Origin of the sequence: Pseudomonas sp. E45-MNA-CIBAN-0222 (assembly GCF_040310405.1) — a bacterium.
GTDB lineage: Bacteria > Pseudomonadota > Gammaproteobacteria > Pseudomonadales > Pseudomonadaceae > Stutzerimonas > Stutzerimonas stutzeri_AC.
The window spans coordinates 378537-393769 of the sequence record NZ_JBEOPU010000001.1 but is presented as its reverse complement, the minus strand read 5'-3'; the positions used below and the strand labels follow the sequence as shown (position 1 = coordinate 393769).

Below are 15233 nucleotides of genomic sequence, written 5' to 3'. Positions count from 1 at the left end.
AAAGGCATGACCATGCACAACCGCATCCTCACTTCCCGTCTTGCCCAGCGCGCCGCCGTGGCCTTGGGCGCCGCTGCGCTGCCCGCGCTGTCGTTCGCGCAGGGTCTGCCGCAGTTGGAGAACCCGACCCGCGGCACGGGCAACGGCATCATGGAAACGATCCGTAACTACGGCTACGACATCATCATGCTCGTGGCCCTCCTGGTCGTGGCGTCGATGTTCATCGGCGTCTGCTACCACGCCTACGGGACCTACGCGGAAATCCACACCGGCCGCAAGACGTGGGGCCAGTTCGGCCTCACGGTCGCCATCGGCGCCGTCCTGCTCGTGATCGGCATCTGGCTGCTCACCGAAGCCACCGGCATCCTGTAAGCGAGGCTGGTATGTCCGAGCAGCAGCACGTCCGTGCGGATGGGACCGTGACGTTCCTTCCGCACCGGCTCAACCGCCATCCCGTTGTCGTGCGCGGCCTCACCGCCGACGAGCTGTGGATCTGCTGCGGCTTGTCCGGCGGCGCCGGCCTGCTGGTCGGCGCGCCGCTGTCGTGGGTGTTCCGCACGATCGCGCTAGCTCCCACGTTCGTCGTCCTGGGCGTGGCCTTGGGCGTGTTTATCGGCGGCGGCATTCTCCGCCGCCTCAAGCGCGGGCGTCCCGACACCTGGCTGTATCGGCAACTGCAATGGCGCATTGCGACACGTCATCCACTGATGGCGGGTTGGGTGGGCGGCCATGTGCTGATCTCACGTTCCGGCTTCTGGACCACCCGAAGGAGCGCGCGATGAGCCGCTTCAAGAACGAGATCACCCACCTGCAGGCGCACATCAAGACGCTTCGCCTGGGGACTGGTGCCCTGATCATCGTCGCCCTGGTCATGGGTGGCGGCTGGTGGAGCGCTCCGCGCGATCTGACCATCCACGTTCCGCCTGACCTGCGCTCCGGCAGTACCAGGAAGTGGTGGGAAGTGCCGCCCGAATCGGTCTATGCGTTCACGTTCTACGTGTTCCAGACGCTCAACCGCTGGCCGACGAATGGCGAAGAGGACTACGCGCGCAACCTCCACACGCTCTCGCCGTACCTCACCCCGTCCTGCCAGGCCTTCCTGCGCGCGGACTACGACTACCGCCGCAGCACGGGCGAGCTGCGCCAGCGCGTGCGCGGTATCTACGAAATCCCCGGCCGCGGCTACGGCGACGACCCCACGGCCCGCGTGCGCGTGGTTTCCGACCGCGACTGGGTAGTGACGCTGGACATCACCGCCGACGAGTACTACGGCGCCGAGCAAGTCAAGCGCGCTCTGGTGCGCTATCCCGTGAAGGTCACGCGGGTGGACGTCGATCCTGCCCGCAACCCGTTCGGCCTGGCGCTCGACTGCTATGAGGGCGCGCCCCAGCGCATCAGCACGCCGGAGCCGACGCGCCCGGCGTCTGGCGGCCTGTCTCCGCAAGCGCCTCAAGGAGAAATCCCATGAAGCATCCTGTACTCACGTTGCTGGGGCTGTTGGCAGTGGCCGCGGCTCCCGCTGTCCAGGCGGTGGAGATCCTGCGCTGGGAACGCATGCCGCTGGCGTTGCCGCTGAAGGTCGGCCAGGAGCGCGTCGTGTTTATCGACCGCAACGTCCGCGTGGGCGTGCCCGCGGGCGTCGGCGAGCGCCTGCGGGTGCAGAGCGCGGGCGGTGCGGTGTACCTGCGCGCCAGCGAGCCGATCGAACCCACGCGGCTGCAATTGCAGGACGCCGACACGGGCGCGCTGATCCTGCTGGACATTGCGGCGGAGCCAGCCAAGGACGGGGAAGCCGAGCTGGAACCAGTGCGCATCGTCGAGGGCAACAGCACCCCGGCGCGCTATGGCGATCAGCCCGGCGATGACAACGAAGCTCCGGCGCGCGCCCAGGACCAGGCCGGCGCGCGAGCGGCGCGACGCGAGACCCCGGTGCCGGTTGTCCTGACGCGCTTCGCCGCACAGAACCTCTACGCGCCGCTACGCACCGTGGAGCCGCTGCCGAGCGTCATGCGGGTGAACCTGCGCCGTGACCTCGACCTCGGCACGCTGATGCCGACGCTGCCCGTGCGCGCGGTCGCGCTCGCGTCGTGGCGTCTGGAAGACCAGTGGGTGACCGCCGTGCGCCTGACCAACAGCAGCAGCGGCTGGATCACCCTGGACCCGCGCGTGCTGCAAGGCGATTTCCTCACCGCCACCTTCCAACACGAGGCGCTTGGTCCCCGCGGGACGCCCGAGGACACGACCGTCCTGTACCTGGTGACGCGCGGGCGTGGCCTGGCGCAATCGCTGCTACCAGCGGTCAACCGCTTCGACCCGGCCGTGCATCTCCCACAACCGGAAGCCAGTTCCCAGGATGGCACCGACCGCAAGGAGGTCCGCCATGCGCAGTAATGGACTCCTGAAGTGGCTGATGATCCCGGTTGCCGTGCTGGTGCTGTTCGTCGCCATCCGGCTGTTCTCGGGTGGCAGCACTTCGGCACCACCGACCGCGGATGCCGGCGCCAAGCTCACTCCAGCGGAAATGAAGGCGCTGGGCATCGAGGGCGATACCCCGCGCGACACCGTGGCGACGCTCGTTGCTCAAGTGAAGCAGTTGCGCACCGAGCTTCAGACCGCGCTCTCGGACAACAAATCCCAGCGCGAAGAAAACCAGCGACTGCGCCAGCGCGAGAACTCCATTGACCAGCGCATCAATTCGGCCCTCGACTCCGAGCGCACTAACCTACGTCGCGACCAAGAGCAGGCAGCCAGCGCGCGCCAGCAGACCGAAGGGCTGCTTGCCGACCTGCAACGGCGCCTGGACAGTATCGGGGGACGTGGCGGCGGCCATGCCGACCTGCCGGTGGGTCTGGGGCTGCGTGACGGCGACGAGGCCGGCATGGAAGGCGGCGTGCGCTGGGTCGAACCCGACGATGCGAGGAAAGTCGAGGGGCGCAACAGCAGTCGTGGCACGGGTAGCGGCATGAGCTTCCCGACGAGCTTCGGCCCCGCACAGAGCACGTTGGAAACCACGGCGGAAACCGTGGCGAACGCAGGCGCACGCGCCGCAGGCGTGAAGAGCGCCAAGGCGGTCTATACCGTACCGACCAATTCGACGCTGATGGGGTCGGTGGCGATGACGGCGCTGATCGGCCGCGTGCCGATCGACGGAACCGTCAACGATCCGTACCCCTTCAAGGTGTTGGTCGGATCGGACAACCTGACCGCCAATGGCATCGACATTCCCGACGTGGCCGGTGCCGTGTTCAGCGGCACCGCATCGGGCGACTGGACGCTCTCGTGCGTGCGCGGCCAGGTACGCAGCATCACCTTCGTCTTCCACGACGGCACGATCCGCACCATCCCCGAAGACCGCGACGGCAACCAGCAGAACAACCAGCAGCAGAACTCTCAAAGTGGAGGCCTGGGCTGGATCAGCGACCCATACGGCATTCCCTGCGTCAGCGGGGAGCGTCGCAGCAACGCCCAGCAGTACCTTGGCTCGCAAGCCCTGATTACCGCCGCCGGTGCCGGCGTCGCCTCGCTGATCGACAGCGACAGCGGCCAGATGTCCTACGTCGGCGCCGACGGCTCCATCGGCAGCGTCGGCATCTCGGGCAATGAAGCCGTGGGCCGCATCCTGGCCGGTGGCGTGCGCGACATGGCCGACTGGGTGAACAAGCTATACGGCCAGGCCTTCGCCGCCGTCTATGTCCAGCCCGGCGCGAAGGTCGCCGTCCACCTCGAAAAGCCGCTTGCCATCGACTTCGATCCCGAAGGCCGCAAGGTCGATCACCGCGCAGGAGAAAGCCATGCTCTCGAACTTGAATAAGGGCCTGGCGCTGGCCCTCGCCGTCGCGGTGCTCGGCGGCTGTGCCACCAGCAAGGAAAAGCTGCTCCCGCACGGCGATAGCACGATGATGGACATCTGGCAGCAGAACGCCGGCGACGGCAGCGGTGGCGCCGGCCAGGTGGCGCGCAGGCAATTGCTCGATGCACGCCAGAGCCTGCGCCGGCCGCTGACCGAGGCCGACGTGGAGGCCGCACCCGCCGAACAGATGCGCTACACGCGCACGGCGCGAAACGAGGTCTATCGCCAGTTCCACCGCCTGCCGAACCCCGACCTTGTCATGTATGTGTACCCGCACCTGGCGGGTACCGACCCCGTGCCGGTTCCGGGCTACACGACAGTCTTCCCCCTGTACCAGCGCGTGCAGTACGCCATGCCGGGCGAGCGCGTGGAGGACTACTGATGCGCTGGAAACTCCCTTGGCCGAAGCTGGCTGCATCCGATGGTGGCAATGACGAGCAGCCGGACGGCTGGCAGCGCCACGTCGAGGCGTTGCGCCAGGCCGGCATCGCCGAACCCGGAGCGACGATCCAGGGCCGCAAGCCGGCGACCGTGGCGGACGAGCAGGCGCTGTACGACGTCGCGCAGTCGTTCGCGGAGCTGCTGCCGTGGGTGGAGTTCCTGCCGCCGTCGAAGTCCATGCTGCTGGAGGACGGGCAATCGGTCGCAGCCTTCTACGAGCTGGTCCCGCTGGGCACCGAAGGTCGGGAGCCTGGCTGGCTCGCGCATGCCCGCGACGCGCTCGAAAACGCGCTCCAGGATTCGTTCGATGAGCTGGACGAGAACCCCTGGGTGCTCCAGCTCTACGCCCAGGACGAACCCAGCTTCGACCAGTACATGCAGACCCTGCGCAACTACGTGCAGCCGCGCGCTCGCGGCACGGCCTTCACCGAGTTCTATCTTCGCTTCTTCGGCCACCACCTGCGCGCGGTGGCCAAGCCCGGCGGCCTGTTCGAGGACACGGTGGTCACGCGGTTGCGCTGGCGCGGCCAGACGCGGCGCGTGCGCATGGTGGTCTATCGCCGGGCCACCGGTCAGGCGAACCGCCGTGGCCAGACACCCGAGCAAATGCTGAACATCGTCTGCGATCGCCTTTGCGGCGGCCTGGCGAACGCCGGCATCCAAGCCCGGCGCATGGTCGCGGCCGATGTTCACGACTGGTTGCTGCGGTGGTTCAACCCACGCCCCACGATGCTCGGGCCAAGCGCTGAGGATCGAGAGCGCTTCTATGCGCTGGCCCGCTATCCCGACGAGGTGGAGGAAGGCGAGATCGAGCTGGCGAGTGGTCGGGATTTCAGCCAACGGCTGTTCTTCGGTCAGCCTCGCTCCGATGCCGGGCACGGCACCTGGTACTTCGACGGCATGCCGCACCGTGTGCTGGTCACCGACCGACTACGCATGCCGCCCGGTACGGGACACCTGACTGGCGAAACCCGCAAGGGGGATGCGATCAACACGCTTTTCGATCAGATGCCCGAAGACACCACGATGTGTCTGACCATGGTGGCGACGCCCCAGGACATCCTCGAATCGCACCTGAATCACCTGGCTAAGAAGGCTGTCGGCGAAACACTGGCATCGGAGCAGACGCTCAAGGATGTGCAGGAGGCGCGCTCGCTCATCGGCAGCGCGCACAAGCTCTACCGCGGCACGCTGGCCTTCTATCTGCGCGGACGCGACGAAGCCGAGCTTGACAGGCGCGGCCTGGACCTCGCCAACGTGATGCTCAACGCGGGGTTGCAGCCCGTGCGCGAGGACGATGAAGTCGCGCCGCTCAACAGCTACCTGCGCTGGCTACCGTGCTGCTACAACCCTGCGCAGGATCGGCGGAACTGGTTCACCCAACTGATGTTCGCCCAGCATGTGGCGAATCTCTCGCCGGCGTGGGGTCGCAGCCAGGGTACGGGCCATCCGGGCAACACGTTCTTCAACCGCGGTGGCGGGCCGATCACGTTTGATCCGCTGAACCGCTTGGACAGGCAGATGAACGCCCATCTGTTCCTATTCGGCCCCACCGGCTCGGGCAAGAGCGCAACGCTCAACAACCTCTTGAATCAGGTCACGGCCATCTACCGGCCGCGGCTGTTCATCGTGGAAGCCGGCAACAGCTTCGGTTTGTTCAGCGACTTCGCCAAGCGCCTGGGTCTGACCGTAAACCGAGTCAAGCTGGCTCCTGGCTCAGGCATCAGCCTGGCGCCGTTCGCCGACGCTCGCCGGCTGATCGAAACGCCCAGCAACGTGCAGACGCTTGATGCCGATGCACTGGATGAAGAATTGCCAGCCGATTCCTCGGTCATGGAGGAGGACGAGCAGCGCGACGTGCTGGGTGAACTGGAGATCACGGCACGGCTGATGATCACAGGCGGCGAGGACAAGGAAGAAGCTCGGATGACGCGGGCCGATCGCTCGCTGATCCGCCAGTGCATCCTCGATGCCGCCGAGCACTGCGTGGCCGAGAAACGCACGGTGCTCACGCGCGACGTGCGCAACGCGCTGCGCACGCGCGGCCAGGACCCGACGCTGCCCGAGATGCGGCGCGTGCGGCTGCTGGAGATGGCGGACGCGATGGACATGTTCTGCCAAGGCACGGACGGCGAGATGTTCGATCGCGATGGCACGCCGTGGCCCGAGGCCGACATCACGCTGGTGGATCTCGCGACCTATGCTCGGGAGGGCTACAACGCGCAGCTCTCCATCGCCTACATCAGCCTGATCAGCACGGTGAACAACATCGCCGAGCGCGACCAGTACCTGGGCCGTCCGATCATCAATGTGACCGACGAAGGCCACATCATCACGAAGAACCCGCTACTCGCGCCCTACGTCGTAAAAATTACAAAAATGTGGCGCAAGCTAGGGGCCTGGTTCTGGCTGGCTACACAAAATATCGACGATCTGCCGCGTGCCGCGGAGCCCATGCTCAACATGATTGAGTGGTGGATCTGCCTGTCGATGCCGCCCGATGAGGTCGAGAAGATCGCACGCTTCCGCGAACTCTCACCCGCGCAGAAAGCGCTGATGCTTTCTGCGCGCAAGGAGGCGGGGAAATTCACCGAGGGCGTCATCCTCTCCAAGAGCATGGAAGTGCTGTTCCGCGCCGTGCCGCCCAGCCTGTACTTGGCGTTGGCGCAGACCGAACCCGAAGAGAAGGCCGAGCGCTACCAGCTCATGCAGCACTACGGCTGCACCGAACTGGAAGCGGCCTTCAAGGTGGCCGAGAAGATCGACCAGGCGCGCGGCATCGAGTCGCCGGCCCTGGAACTGTCGTAAGACGGAGAACGCCATGGAACAGAAACGTCCTTCCATTCCGATGCAGGTCCAGGCGTTCCGCCGCCGCAACGGGCGGCCCCGCTGGCCCTGGGCATTGGCTGCTGTGCTGGTCGCGCTGCTGCTGATCTGGCTTGTGTCGAGGTCGCCCGGCGAATCCCCGCCGCAGCCGCCCACGCCGGTCAGCATGGCACCGGTGGCCGGGCCGCCCTGGCTAATGGGCAACCCCAAAGGCCGTTTCACGCTGACGCTCTATGCTGACCTGGAGTGCCCGTTCTGCCGGGAGTATTTCCCGCAGCTCAAGCGGTGGGTGGGCACCAACGCCGACGTGGCGCTGCAATGGCACCACCAGCCGCTGGCCGCGCACGAGCCGGCTGCGTCGGCCGAGGCACGTCTGGCCGAATGCGCAGCCGAATCTGGCGGGCATGCCGCGTTCTGGCAGGCGGTCGAATGGGTCTATGCCCACACGCGCAGCGACGGCCAGGGCTTGCCGGATGGCTTGCGCTACCCCGAATCGACGCCAGCCATCGAGCAGTGCATGTCAAGCGAAAGACCCAGTGCGGCTATCCGCGCCCAGGCTGCGGAAGCCACCAAGAGCGGCGTAACCGCCACTCCATCACTGCGCCTGCTCGATCGCCAGACGGGCCAGGCCATCCTGCTGCAGGGACCGATCGAGGGCGACGCCTTGTTGTCTGCCATGGACATGCTGGCGGCTGATGGTCCGACCGGCACACCCCCATCCGAAATGCCTGCCGACGTCGTCGGCGACATGCCCAGGTAGCCCCGGTCTTCATGGCTACGGCGCAGTCCGCTGCGCTGACCGCAACCCGTTCGCCTCGCATCCTGGTCGCGAACGATCACCGCTGCCGCGGTGATGGATGCACCTTGTTCGTTCCCCAGGAGGGCTTGCCCTCCCAGGGCGCGCGCCCTCCGATCTCACCGTCTGGAGGTTCGCCATGTCTTTCGTCGTCAACGACTCCTGCCTGGAGTCGCTTTCCGCCACCGCTGCCCAACACGAGGACTGGATCATCCAGCAAGCCATCGTGCTGCTGGAGAGGCGGGTTTTCAAAGCTGGACCGTGCCTCAGCCGACCGGCCGCTGTGCGGGACTACCTGCGCCTGAAACTGGTCGCTGAGCCCAACGAGATATTCGCCGCTGTGTTCCTGAACAGCATGAACCAGGTGCTGGCCTACGAGCCGCTGTTCAAGGGCACGATCAACGCGACTTCGGTCTATCCACGTGTCGTCGTACAGCGTGTGCTGGAGCTGAATGCCGCCGCGGTGGTCTTCGCCCACCAGCACCCCTCGGGCATCTCCGAACCGTCGAGCGCGGATCGCATGCTGACCCAGCAACTGCAGGCCGCGCTGGCGCTCATCGATGTGCGGGTACTGGACCACATCATCGTCGGCCAGGGTTCCCCGTTCTCCTTTGCGGAGTCCGGCCTGCTGTAACGGTCGCATTGCTTCATTGATCCTCGCGGAGGCTTCGGCCTCCGTTTTTTTATTGGCGCGGGACAAGCAGGTATGCGGGCAGCCCGCGATGCGCATTGTTTGTTGGGGTGGCATGAGGTTCGCGTTTGACTATGGCCCTGATCAACTTTCGGGGCACGCGACATGCCGGCATCCTTTTCCACGTTCGCGTCGGGCTGGCGAACCCTTGGCCTGGTTGTGGCGCTGCCGGCGTCCCTGGCCGTGTTCAGCCCCGTCATCTTCGCGGCCGACGTATTGGTCGTCACCGACAGCCACCACCCGGTCAAGACCATGGGCGGCGAGCGGCTGATCGAGCTGGACGAAGCCCGCCGGATTGAAGCGGAGCTTTCTGCTGAACTGCCCGCCGCCCCCGAACAGGCGGCGGCCACCGTCAAGCGTCGGCTGAACCAAGGCGGCGCCGACCTACAGCGCCGCATCGCTTCCGCATACCAAGGCGTCACCGACGCATGGAGCCTGGGCATCACCAGCATCCCGGCTGTCGTGGTGGATCAGCGCTACGTGGTCTATGGCGAGCCGGATGTGGCGCGCGCCGTCGCGCGCATTGAGCAGCGTCGGAGGGCCCAGCCATGAAGCGGCCATTCGACCTTATGCGCCGCATGCGGGCTGGCGTGGCTTCCTTGCTGCTGCTCAGCGCCACGGGTAGCTACGCCTTGAACACCACCGCCATCGTTGCCTCGGTGGCCTCGCCCGATTGCTTGGAGTACCGGGTGGTGGGTATCTGCTACTGGCTCTACTGCACCTGGGGAGGCTGCACGGTGCGCACCTCTGTCAAGGTGCGCCACTACATTCCCGATGCGGTCGTCTCCAGCTACAGCAACACGGGCGAGAACCCGTGGGTCGAAGTCCGGGCGATGAGTACGGCCAACCCGTCCGCCCAAGCGGGCGGCGATGGAACGACGAACGAGGATCACGAAAACAATCTCGCGAAATTCAAGAACGCCGACGTGATCGGCCATCCCGGCGTCGAGGTGTTCAACCAGTTTGTTTCGTCCTCGGGCTACTTCTGCGAGGGCGCGGGAACGGCATTCATGCCGTATCTGCTCAGCACCTTGGACACGCTTGCCTGGCGCTACAACGTGCCCGAGATGGCCTACCCGGAGGCATTGATTCCCGGCATGCGCGAGGTCGGCGCACGCACCACGATGAACCTTTGGGGCAACGTGTATCCCCGCGGCGGCTTCCTACACCAGACCGACGACCACAAATCGGGAGCCGTGGTGGCCCAGCGTGCGGGCGATGTCGTCACGCGCCGCGGGCAGTTGCACGTGTACCAGCCGCTGCTTGCCAATGCCCGCGATGGCTACTGGCCCGCCGGCGCGCTGATGGAGGGTGATGCCTCGACTGGCAAGTGGCAGGAACTCACGCCCGTCCTGTCCTCGTCCTGCACGGTTTTCCCACGCACCGGCTTCCTGACCCAGGCCCAGCAAGGCGACTACGCCTGGGCGCTGTGGCGGCCGTATGCCTGCTGCGAACGCCGTGGACAGGTGTTCCTTGGCAGCGTTGATTTCCTTTGAGGTGTCGCGATGAAGCGTTCCGAATCTATGCAGTTCTCCCCACCGGCTCGTGGCAAGAGGATCTGTTTGGCGCTTACCGGCGCGTTGGTTCTGGCAAGCGGCGTGGCCTGGGGCCAACTGGGCTACCAGACCAGCGGCAACGTCATCGGCGATGACGTCATGTATTCCATCGGCGGCGGCAGCGCCGTTTCGATGGGTCGCGCAGCCGGCATGCGCTCGCTCGGCGTGGGTGTCGGCTGGAACAGCAATCTGATCTGCGGCGACATGAGCATCCAGACCACGTTGAAGAATCAACTCAACGGTGTCACCAATGGCTTTCAGCAGATCATGTCCTCGGTGATCCAGAGTGCTACGAGTGCTGTGGCGTCCCTGCCGGCGTTGATCATCCAGCGGGCAGATCCAGGCCTCTACAACCTGCTCACCAACGGCGTTCTGCAAGCGCGGCTGGATTTCGACCGCTCGAAGCTGACGTGCCGCGCCATGGCCGAAAAGATGGCCGAAACGGCGGGCGGCCAACTCGGCTGGAGCCAGATGGCCGAAGGCATGGCGTTGCGTGATGCAGTGTCGAGCACGGATGCCGTCTCGGCCATCGAGCAGGCCGAGACGCGCCGTGGCAACGATGGCGTGCCCTGGGTCGGGGGAAGCAATGCCGGCGGCTCCGGTCAGCCCGCGATCAAGGTGGTCGGTGACGTCACCCGCGCGGGCTACAACCTGGTCAATGGCCGCGGGGTGACCGACACGTCGGCAATCGCTCCGGCCAGTTGCACGAGCCTGTCGTGCCAAACCTGGACCACGCCGCAGGCGGCCATCGAGTGGGCAACACGGGTGCTCGGCGAGAAGGAGCAGCGCACCTGCGACGCCTGCACCAAGACGGAGACGGTGCCCGGCGTCGGGCTGACGCCCCTGATCCAGGAGGAGTACGACGCCAAGCTGCAGGCGCTCCAAGACCTGGTATCCAAGGCGAAGAACACGACGCCCGAAAACCTGCGGGAGGCCGGCAGTGCGTCGCTGCCCATCACGCGCGGCGTGGTCGAGGCACTGCGCGACGAGCCGGATCAGCACCTCCTGTCGCAGCGCCTGGCGTCCGAGGTTGCGCTGGCGTCGGTGCTGGAGAAGGCGCTACTGCTGCAACGCACTCTGCTGACCGGCAAGAAGGAACCCAACGTGGCGGCCAACCAGCTCGCCGTGGAGGCGGTGAACCACGAGAGCGACACGCTCGATCGCGAGATTCGCAACCTCAAGACCGAGCTGGAGCTGCGCCGGGAGCTGGCGAACAACTCGCCCATGGCGATCATCCAGCGCCACGGCACGCGCGCGGCGGGCTCGCGTGGCATCTACGAAGGCGATCCAGTGCCTGACCGCCTCGATCAGTTGCAGAAGGGCAATCCGGGAGGCCGGCCATGAGCCTGATGCGTGCGACCTGGCTGCGCCCGCGCTGGCTGTTCAGCCGGCGCGCAGCGAAGGCGCTGCTGTGGACGGTGGTACTCGCGGCCGTCGCCGTGAGCGCCAACATCGTTGGCATCTACCTCGTCGGAAGCGTCGCGGGCTGGGAGCGTTGGCTGGCGGCAGCAGCGGGCTACTTCCTGGTCTGGCGGCTGTGCCTGTATGGCGCGACGGCCTACGGCTGGGTCTGGATGCGTCGCCGGCTGCTTGCGCGTGAGGACGACGCGCAAGCGCGGCGCCGCCTGGTGCGCAGCGAGATCGCCGGCGTCGTTGCCATCGTGGCGCTTGAAGCCAGCCTGTTGATGCAGGGTTGAGGGGAGGGCCGAGCCATGACGCTTTTCACGACCGACTACCTGGAGTACTACCTGACCCTGGTGTCCTGGATCGTCAACAACGGCATCTGGGCGGTACTGGTATCCAGCGGGGTATTCGCACTGCCCTTCGTGACGATCATCGTGCAGGAATGGCTCAAGGCCCGTGCGGAGGGTGCCGACGAAGGCAACAAGGGCGTGCTCTCGGCCGCACGCATCGAGAACCGGGTGTTCGTCGCCATCGTAGTGGTGATGTTCGCCGGCATCCCCTTCATCGACGTGGATCTCAACACCATTCAGTACGACAGCTCGCGCTCGGCCCAGTGCCAGGTCAACGTGCCGCAGCCCACGGATACCGGCTGGTCCCAGTCCTTCAGCACCATCAACAACCAGAGTGCCAAGGTGCCGGTCTGGTGGGCCTTCATGCACGCGCTCTCGCGCGCCGTCACCAGCGCCTCGGTGGCGGCAATTCCGTGCGGGACAGACCTACGACAGATGCGCATGGAGATCGACGCTACCCGCATCAACGACCCAGTTCTGGCTCAGGAAGTGGCCGATTTCACACACGACTGCTACGGACCTGCACGCGCTAAATTGTTCATGGCGCGGCCGGAGCTGGACGAAGCTCAAATGAACGACGTGACCTGGATCGGTTCGAGGTTTTTCACGGATACCGGCGGCTACTACGACAGCTACCGTTCCAGCACGGCGCGCGAGTCATGGCCCTATGACGACACCCGCGACGCAGGGCTTGCGCAGGTGGCCAGTGGCGGCGGTTACCCGACCTGCAGGCAGTGGTGGGCCGATGGCAGCAACGGCCTGCGGGCACGGCTGCTGAGCCAGGTGGACCCCAGCCTGTTGAATCGCTTGGCGGGCTGGGCCGGGTTCCTGAGCCGTACCGAGGTGGACGATTCGGTGGTCCGTACCATCGCGTCACCGCGACAGCAGAAGCTCAACCAGGGTTCGGTCTATACCGACTACGGCGGCCAGATCGACAAGACCCTGCCGAACATCGTGACGCGGGCCACGGGGGATGTAGGAATGGCGGTCGGGGCACTTGCCGCATTTCCCGCCATGGACGTGGTGCGCCAGGCGCTGCCCATGGTGCTTGCCTTGCTCAAGATGGCACTGGTCATCTGCATCCCGCTCGTACTGGTCGTCGGAACCTATGACCTGAAGACGGTCGTCACCGTCAGCGTCGTGCAGTTCGCGCTGTTCTTCACCGATTTCTGGTTCCAACTCGCACGCTGGATCGACAGCACCATCCTCGATGCGCTCTATGGGTGGGGCTTCGGCTGGAACCGGCCACACACTAACTTCGATCCACTGGTGGGGCTGAATAATGCCTTTGGCGACCTGCTCCTGATGTTCGTCATGGGCACGATGTTCCTGGTCTTGCCGGGCTTTTGGCTTGCGAGCCTTACCTGGGTTGGGATTCGGGCCGGGCACGTCATCCAGGGGCTTTCAGATGGCAGCAAGAGCGCCGGCCAAGCAGGCGGTAAGGGCGCTGGGGCCCTTACCGGAGGTAAGCTGAAGTAGCGCGGTGCCGATCAGTCGTCGGTGTACAACTCGTGCGACGTATCGTTGTACAGATTGGGATCGTAGCCGGGTGTCTTGCGCAGTTCGGTGAGGTCGGTGAACGGCCACTCGTCTTCTTCCGAGGTATTGGCAGCCGCCGCCCATCCCGCCACCACGACTCCCAGCAACACGAGTGCGAACCAGAAGGCGGCGTAGAGCAGCGCGCCCAGCACAGCCAGCTTGACCGCCCACAGCAGCACTGTGACACCAACCGAAGGCACCCCTGTGGCCACCAACCAATTCGATACCCGCCGTTCGCCACGCGCATAGGCACGCCATCCACGGCCAAAGGCGCGGCCGATACGTTCTGCGGTGCTGGTGCGGGTTGTGGTGTTCATGGTCGTCTCCTGCTACTGAGGAATGCCTATTCCAGTGTGCTCCACTTCATTCCGTTTCGGGCTTCCAATGTGTCTTCTCGCTGCTTCAGGACGCTTCGTCATCCGGTTCTATCGGGCCGGGGTCGGGTTCCACGCCGATGCGGTAGGTGGCAACGAAACGCGGCCAGTCCACATGGTCAACCAGATCGATGTCCTCGATGACGCTGACCTTCGTTTCCGCACGCTCGAACAGGGCGATGCTCTTGGCGGGATAGTTGTTGCGCGACGGATAGAGTACCCCGTCAAACAGAGGTTGGCCGTCGTCGCCGACCATCGCATGCACATGAGCGGACACCTGCTGCGTGTGCGTGTAGCCACGGCTGGCCAACTGCTCCAGGTTCAGGCCAAAGTAGCCCGCCATGACGCCTGGTGCCGTGAGATCGGCCAGAAGCACGTCGGCCATCACCCCTACGGCGCGCACCATCCTGCCCTGGACTTCTTTCAATGCGATCGAGCGCTTCGCGTCATCAAGCCACTGATGCTTGTGAAACACCGACTCCATCAGCGCCGTGGGCAGGTCGCGCCCCAGGTAGAGCACGCCGTAGGTTCGGGCAGGGTCGTCGTAGCGATTGGTGCTGCTGCGACCATAGTACAGCGGGCTGCCCCGATAGACGACGCGGCTCACATGCTGGAGCAGTTCACCGGCATCGATCAGGAACGAAGGCAGCTCGTGGCTCATGGCAGTCTCGCTTCAATGCACCTGAACGCCCAGCACGTTGAACACGGCCTCGGCCACGTCGTCGATCGTGCCATGCGTCACCGCATCCACCGGCGAGCGACCGCCCAAGCCTTCGAGCGGTTCGGACAGTGCGCGGTAGATCGTCCAGTGATCGATACCCTCGACCTCCTGAAGCACGGTTTGGGTCAACTGCTGTTTCACCGGGTCGAGCTGCCAGTCGGGCAGCTTCTGACCGCGTGGCCCCACGTTCAGCGCCAGCAGCCGACGCGCGAGGATGTCCTTGTAGATCTGCTGGCGCGACTTGTCCGCCAGCTTGGCGAACTCCGCGGGCGGCAGGTTGTGCGGCTGGTTGAAGGTTTCCAGCAGCACGGCACGGCCTCGCTGGACGTCGGTTTCATTCGGTGCCCAGCGCGTGTCGGCGCGCAGCGCGGCCGCCTTGCGTGCAAGGGCCTGCCCAACGGTCTCCCCCTGCAAGTTGGCGGGCAGTGTCACCGCTTCCACGCGCTCGTGGACGAACGCCTGCAACTCGGCCGCGAAAGCCGTGGCATCCCGGATTTCGACGGTATCCGCGAAGCGGCGTACATCTTCCACCGTGACGCGCGGCAGACGGTCGGCAATGAATTCAATGGCAGTGGGCATGGTCATCTCCCGAGTAGGTTTGAGACAGGCTTCACTCTAGTCGCCTTTGTCGCGTTTGTCAACTTTGACGCCTAGAGAGCAACGTACCCGGCGGAAGCAGCGCCTT

The 15233-nt window shown here is 65.5% G+C and carries 17 protein-coding genes; 14 read left to right on the top strand and 3 right to left on the bottom strand.

The genetic code is table 11. The features are described 5' to 3' along the window. The first annotated feature begins 12 nt into the window (after positions 1 to 12). The 14 genes from AAEZ08_RS01740 to AAEZ08_RS01675 all read left to right on the top strand — a co-directional run bounded on the left by AAEZ08_RS01740 (position 13) and on the right by AAEZ08_RS01675 (position 13393). Entirely contained in the window at positions 13 to 372 is a 360-nt protein-coding gene (locus AAEZ08_RS01740) for a TIGR03745 family integrating conjugative element membrane protein (RefSeq protein ID WP_023093437.1), read from the top strand. 11 nt (positions 373 to 383) lie between these two features. Next, positions 384 to 782, top strand: a complete 399-nt coding sequence (locus AAEZ08_RS01735) for a TIGR03750 family conjugal transfer protein (protein ID WP_023093436.1) — start codon at positions 384 to 386, stop codon at positions 780 to 782. Beyond that, positions 779 to 1468, top strand: coding sequence for a PFL_4703 family integrating conjugative element protein (locus AAEZ08_RS01730; RefSeq protein WP_023093435.1), 690 nt, complete (start codon positions 779 to 781; stop codon positions 1466 to 1468). The genes AAEZ08_RS01735 and AAEZ08_RS01730 overlap by 4 nt, the downstream gene beginning before the upstream one ends. After that, positions 1465 to 2391, top strand: coding sequence for a TIGR03749 family integrating conjugative element protein (locus tag AAEZ08_RS01725; RefSeq protein WP_023093434.1), 927 nt, complete (start codon positions 1465 to 1467; stop codon positions 2389 to 2391). Before AAEZ08_RS01730 ends, AAEZ08_RS01725 begins: the two co-directional genes overlap by 4 nt. Then, complete coding sequence (locus AAEZ08_RS01720; protein ID WP_023657222.1) at positions 2381 to 3811, top strand: TIGR03752 family integrating conjugative element protein; 1431 nt, start codon at positions 2381 to 2383, stop codon at positions 3809 to 3811. Before AAEZ08_RS01725 ends, AAEZ08_RS01720 begins: the two co-directional genes overlap by 11 nt. Next, complete coding sequence (locus AAEZ08_RS01715; protein ID WP_009459662.1) at positions 3792 to 4232, top strand: TIGR03751 family conjugal transfer lipoprotein; 441 nt, start codon at positions 3792 to 3794, stop codon at positions 4230 to 4232. Before AAEZ08_RS01720 ends, AAEZ08_RS01715 begins: the two co-directional genes overlap by 20 nt. Continuing rightward, positions 4232 to 7099: a conjugative transfer ATPase gene (locus AAEZ08_RS01710; RefSeq protein WP_023093432.1), complete on the top strand. Its 2868-nt coding sequence runs from the start codon at positions 4232 to 4234 to the stop codon at positions 7097 to 7099. The genes AAEZ08_RS01715 and AAEZ08_RS01710 overlap by 1 nt, the downstream gene beginning before the upstream one ends. 13 nt (positions 7100 to 7112) lie before the next feature. Continuing rightward, positions 7113 to 7877, top strand: coding sequence for a DsbA family protein (locus AAEZ08_RS01705; RefSeq protein ID WP_023093431.1), 765 nt, complete (start codon positions 7113 to 7115; stop codon positions 7875 to 7877). 175 nt (positions 7878 to 8052) lie between these two features. Continuing rightward, a complete protein-coding gene (locus AAEZ08_RS01700; protein ID WP_023093430.1) occupies positions 8053 to 8547 on the top strand; it encodes a JAB domain-containing protein in 495 nt (164 codons plus the stop codon). Positions 8548 to 8709: 162 nt separating this feature from the next. Further along, entirely contained in the window at positions 8710 to 9156 is a 447-nt protein-coding gene (locus tag AAEZ08_RS01695) for a TIGR03757 family integrating conjugative element protein (RefSeq protein ID WP_023093429.1), read from the top strand. After that, positions 9153 to 10100, top strand: a complete 948-nt coding sequence (locus AAEZ08_RS01690; RefSeq protein ID WP_023093428.1) for a TIGR03756 family integrating conjugative element protein — start codon at positions 9153 to 9155, stop codon at positions 10098 to 10100. The genes AAEZ08_RS01695 and AAEZ08_RS01690 overlap by 4 nt, the downstream gene beginning before the upstream one ends. Positions 10101 to 10109: 9 nt before the next feature. Further along, the gene (locus AAEZ08_RS01685; protein WP_023093427.1) at positions 10110 to 11504 is read left to right on the top strand and encodes an integrating conjugative element protein; all 1395 of its coding nucleotides are present in this window, start codon (positions 10110 to 10112) and stop codon (positions 11502 to 11504) included. Further along, the gene (locus AAEZ08_RS01680) at positions 11501 to 11857 is read left to right on the top strand and encodes a hypothetical protein (RefSeq protein WP_023093426.1); all 357 of its coding nucleotides are present in this window, start codon (positions 11501 to 11503) and stop codon (positions 11855 to 11857) included. Before AAEZ08_RS01685 ends, AAEZ08_RS01680 begins: the two co-directional genes overlap by 4 nt. 15 nt (positions 11858 to 11872) lie before the next feature. Beyond that, a complete protein-coding gene (locus AAEZ08_RS01675; RefSeq protein WP_023093425.1) occupies positions 11873 to 13393 on the top strand; it encodes a conjugal transfer protein TraG N-terminal domain-containing protein in 1521 nt (506 codons plus the stop codon). Positions 13394 to 13404: 11 nt separating this feature from the next. Here AAEZ08_RS01675 and AAEZ08_RS01670 read toward each other — a convergent pair whose 3' ends face one another. From AAEZ08_RS01670 to AAEZ08_RS01660, 3 genes are all read right to left on the bottom strand, one after another. Beyond that, a complete protein-coding gene (locus tag AAEZ08_RS01670; RefSeq protein ID WP_023093424.1) occupies positions 13405 to 13770 on the bottom strand; it encodes a DUF3742 family protein in 366 nt (121 codons plus the stop codon). Between the two features lie 85 nt (positions 13771 to 13855). Further along, positions 13856 to 14488 carry an RES family NAD+ phosphorylase gene (locus AAEZ08_RS01665; protein ID WP_023093423.1) on the bottom strand — a complete coding sequence of 211 codons (633 nt, stop codon included), beginning with the start codon at positions 14486 to 14488 and terminating at the stop codon, positions 13856 to 13858. A 12-nt stretch (positions 14489 to 14500) separates the two neighbouring features. Then, positions 14501 to 15127, bottom strand: a complete 627-nt coding sequence (locus tag AAEZ08_RS01660) for a hypothetical protein (RefSeq protein WP_023093422.1) — start codon at positions 15125 to 15127, stop codon at positions 14501 to 14503. Positions 15128 to 15233 lie beyond the last annotated feature (106 nt).

Coding starts and splice junctions, on each gene's coding strand:
- AAEZ08_RS01740 (WP_023093437.1), top strand. CDS start 13: ATGCACAACCGCATCCTCACTTCCCGTCTTGCCCAGCGCGCCGCCGTG.
- AAEZ08_RS01735 (WP_023093436.1), top strand. CDS start 384: ATGTCCGAGCAGCAGCACGTCCGTGCGGATGGGACCGTGACGTTCCTT.
- AAEZ08_RS01730 (WP_023093435.1), top strand. CDS start 779: ATGAGCCGCTTCAAGAACGAGATCACCCACCTGCAGGCGCACATCAAG.
- AAEZ08_RS01725 (WP_023093434.1), top strand. CDS start 1,465: ATGAAGCATCCTGTACTCACGTTGCTGGGGCTGTTGGCAGTGGCCGCG.
- AAEZ08_RS01720 (WP_023657222.1), top strand. CDS start 2,381: ATGCGCAGTAATGGACTCCTGAAGTGGCTGATGATCCCGGTTGCCGTG.
- AAEZ08_RS01715 (WP_009459662.1), top strand. CDS start 3,792: ATGCTCTCGAACTTGAATAAGGGCCTGGCGCTGGCCCTCGCCGTCGCG.
- AAEZ08_RS01710 (WP_023093432.1), top strand. CDS start 4,232: ATGCGCTGGAAACTCCCTTGGCCGAAGCTGGCTGCATCCGATGGTGGC.
- AAEZ08_RS01705 (WP_023093431.1), top strand. CDS start 7,113: ATGGAACAGAAACGTCCTTCCATTCCGATGCAGGTCCAGGCGTTCCGC.
- AAEZ08_RS01700 (WP_023093430.1), top strand. CDS start 8,053: ATGTCTTTCGTCGTCAACGACTCCTGCCTGGAGTCGCTTTCCGCCACC.
- AAEZ08_RS01695 (WP_023093429.1), top strand. CDS start 8,710: ATGCCGGCATCCTTTTCCACGTTCGCGTCGGGCTGGCGAACCCTTGGC.
- AAEZ08_RS01690 (WP_023093428.1), top strand. CDS start 9,153: ATGAAGCGGCCATTCGACCTTATGCGCCGCATGCGGGCTGGCGTGGCT.
- AAEZ08_RS01685 (WP_023093427.1), top strand. CDS start 10,110: ATGAAGCGTTCCGAATCTATGCAGTTCTCCCCACCGGCTCGTGGCAAG.
- AAEZ08_RS01680 (WP_023093426.1), top strand. CDS start 11,501: ATGAGCCTGATGCGTGCGACCTGGCTGCGCCCGCGCTGGCTGTTCAGC.
- AAEZ08_RS01675 (WP_023093425.1), top strand. CDS start 11,873: ATGACGCTTTTCACGACCGACTACCTGGAGTACTACCTGACCCTGGTG.
- AAEZ08_RS01670 (WP_023093424.1), bottom strand. CDS start 13,770: ATGAACACCACAACCCGCACCAGCACCGCAGAACGTATCGGCCGCGCC.
- AAEZ08_RS01665 (WP_023093423.1), bottom strand. CDS start 14,488: ATGAGCCACGAGCTGCCTTCGTTCCTGATCGATGCCGGTGAACTGCTC.
- AAEZ08_RS01660 (WP_023093422.1), bottom strand. CDS start 15,127: ATGCCCACTGCCATTGAATTCATTGCCGACCGTCTGCCGCGCGTCACG.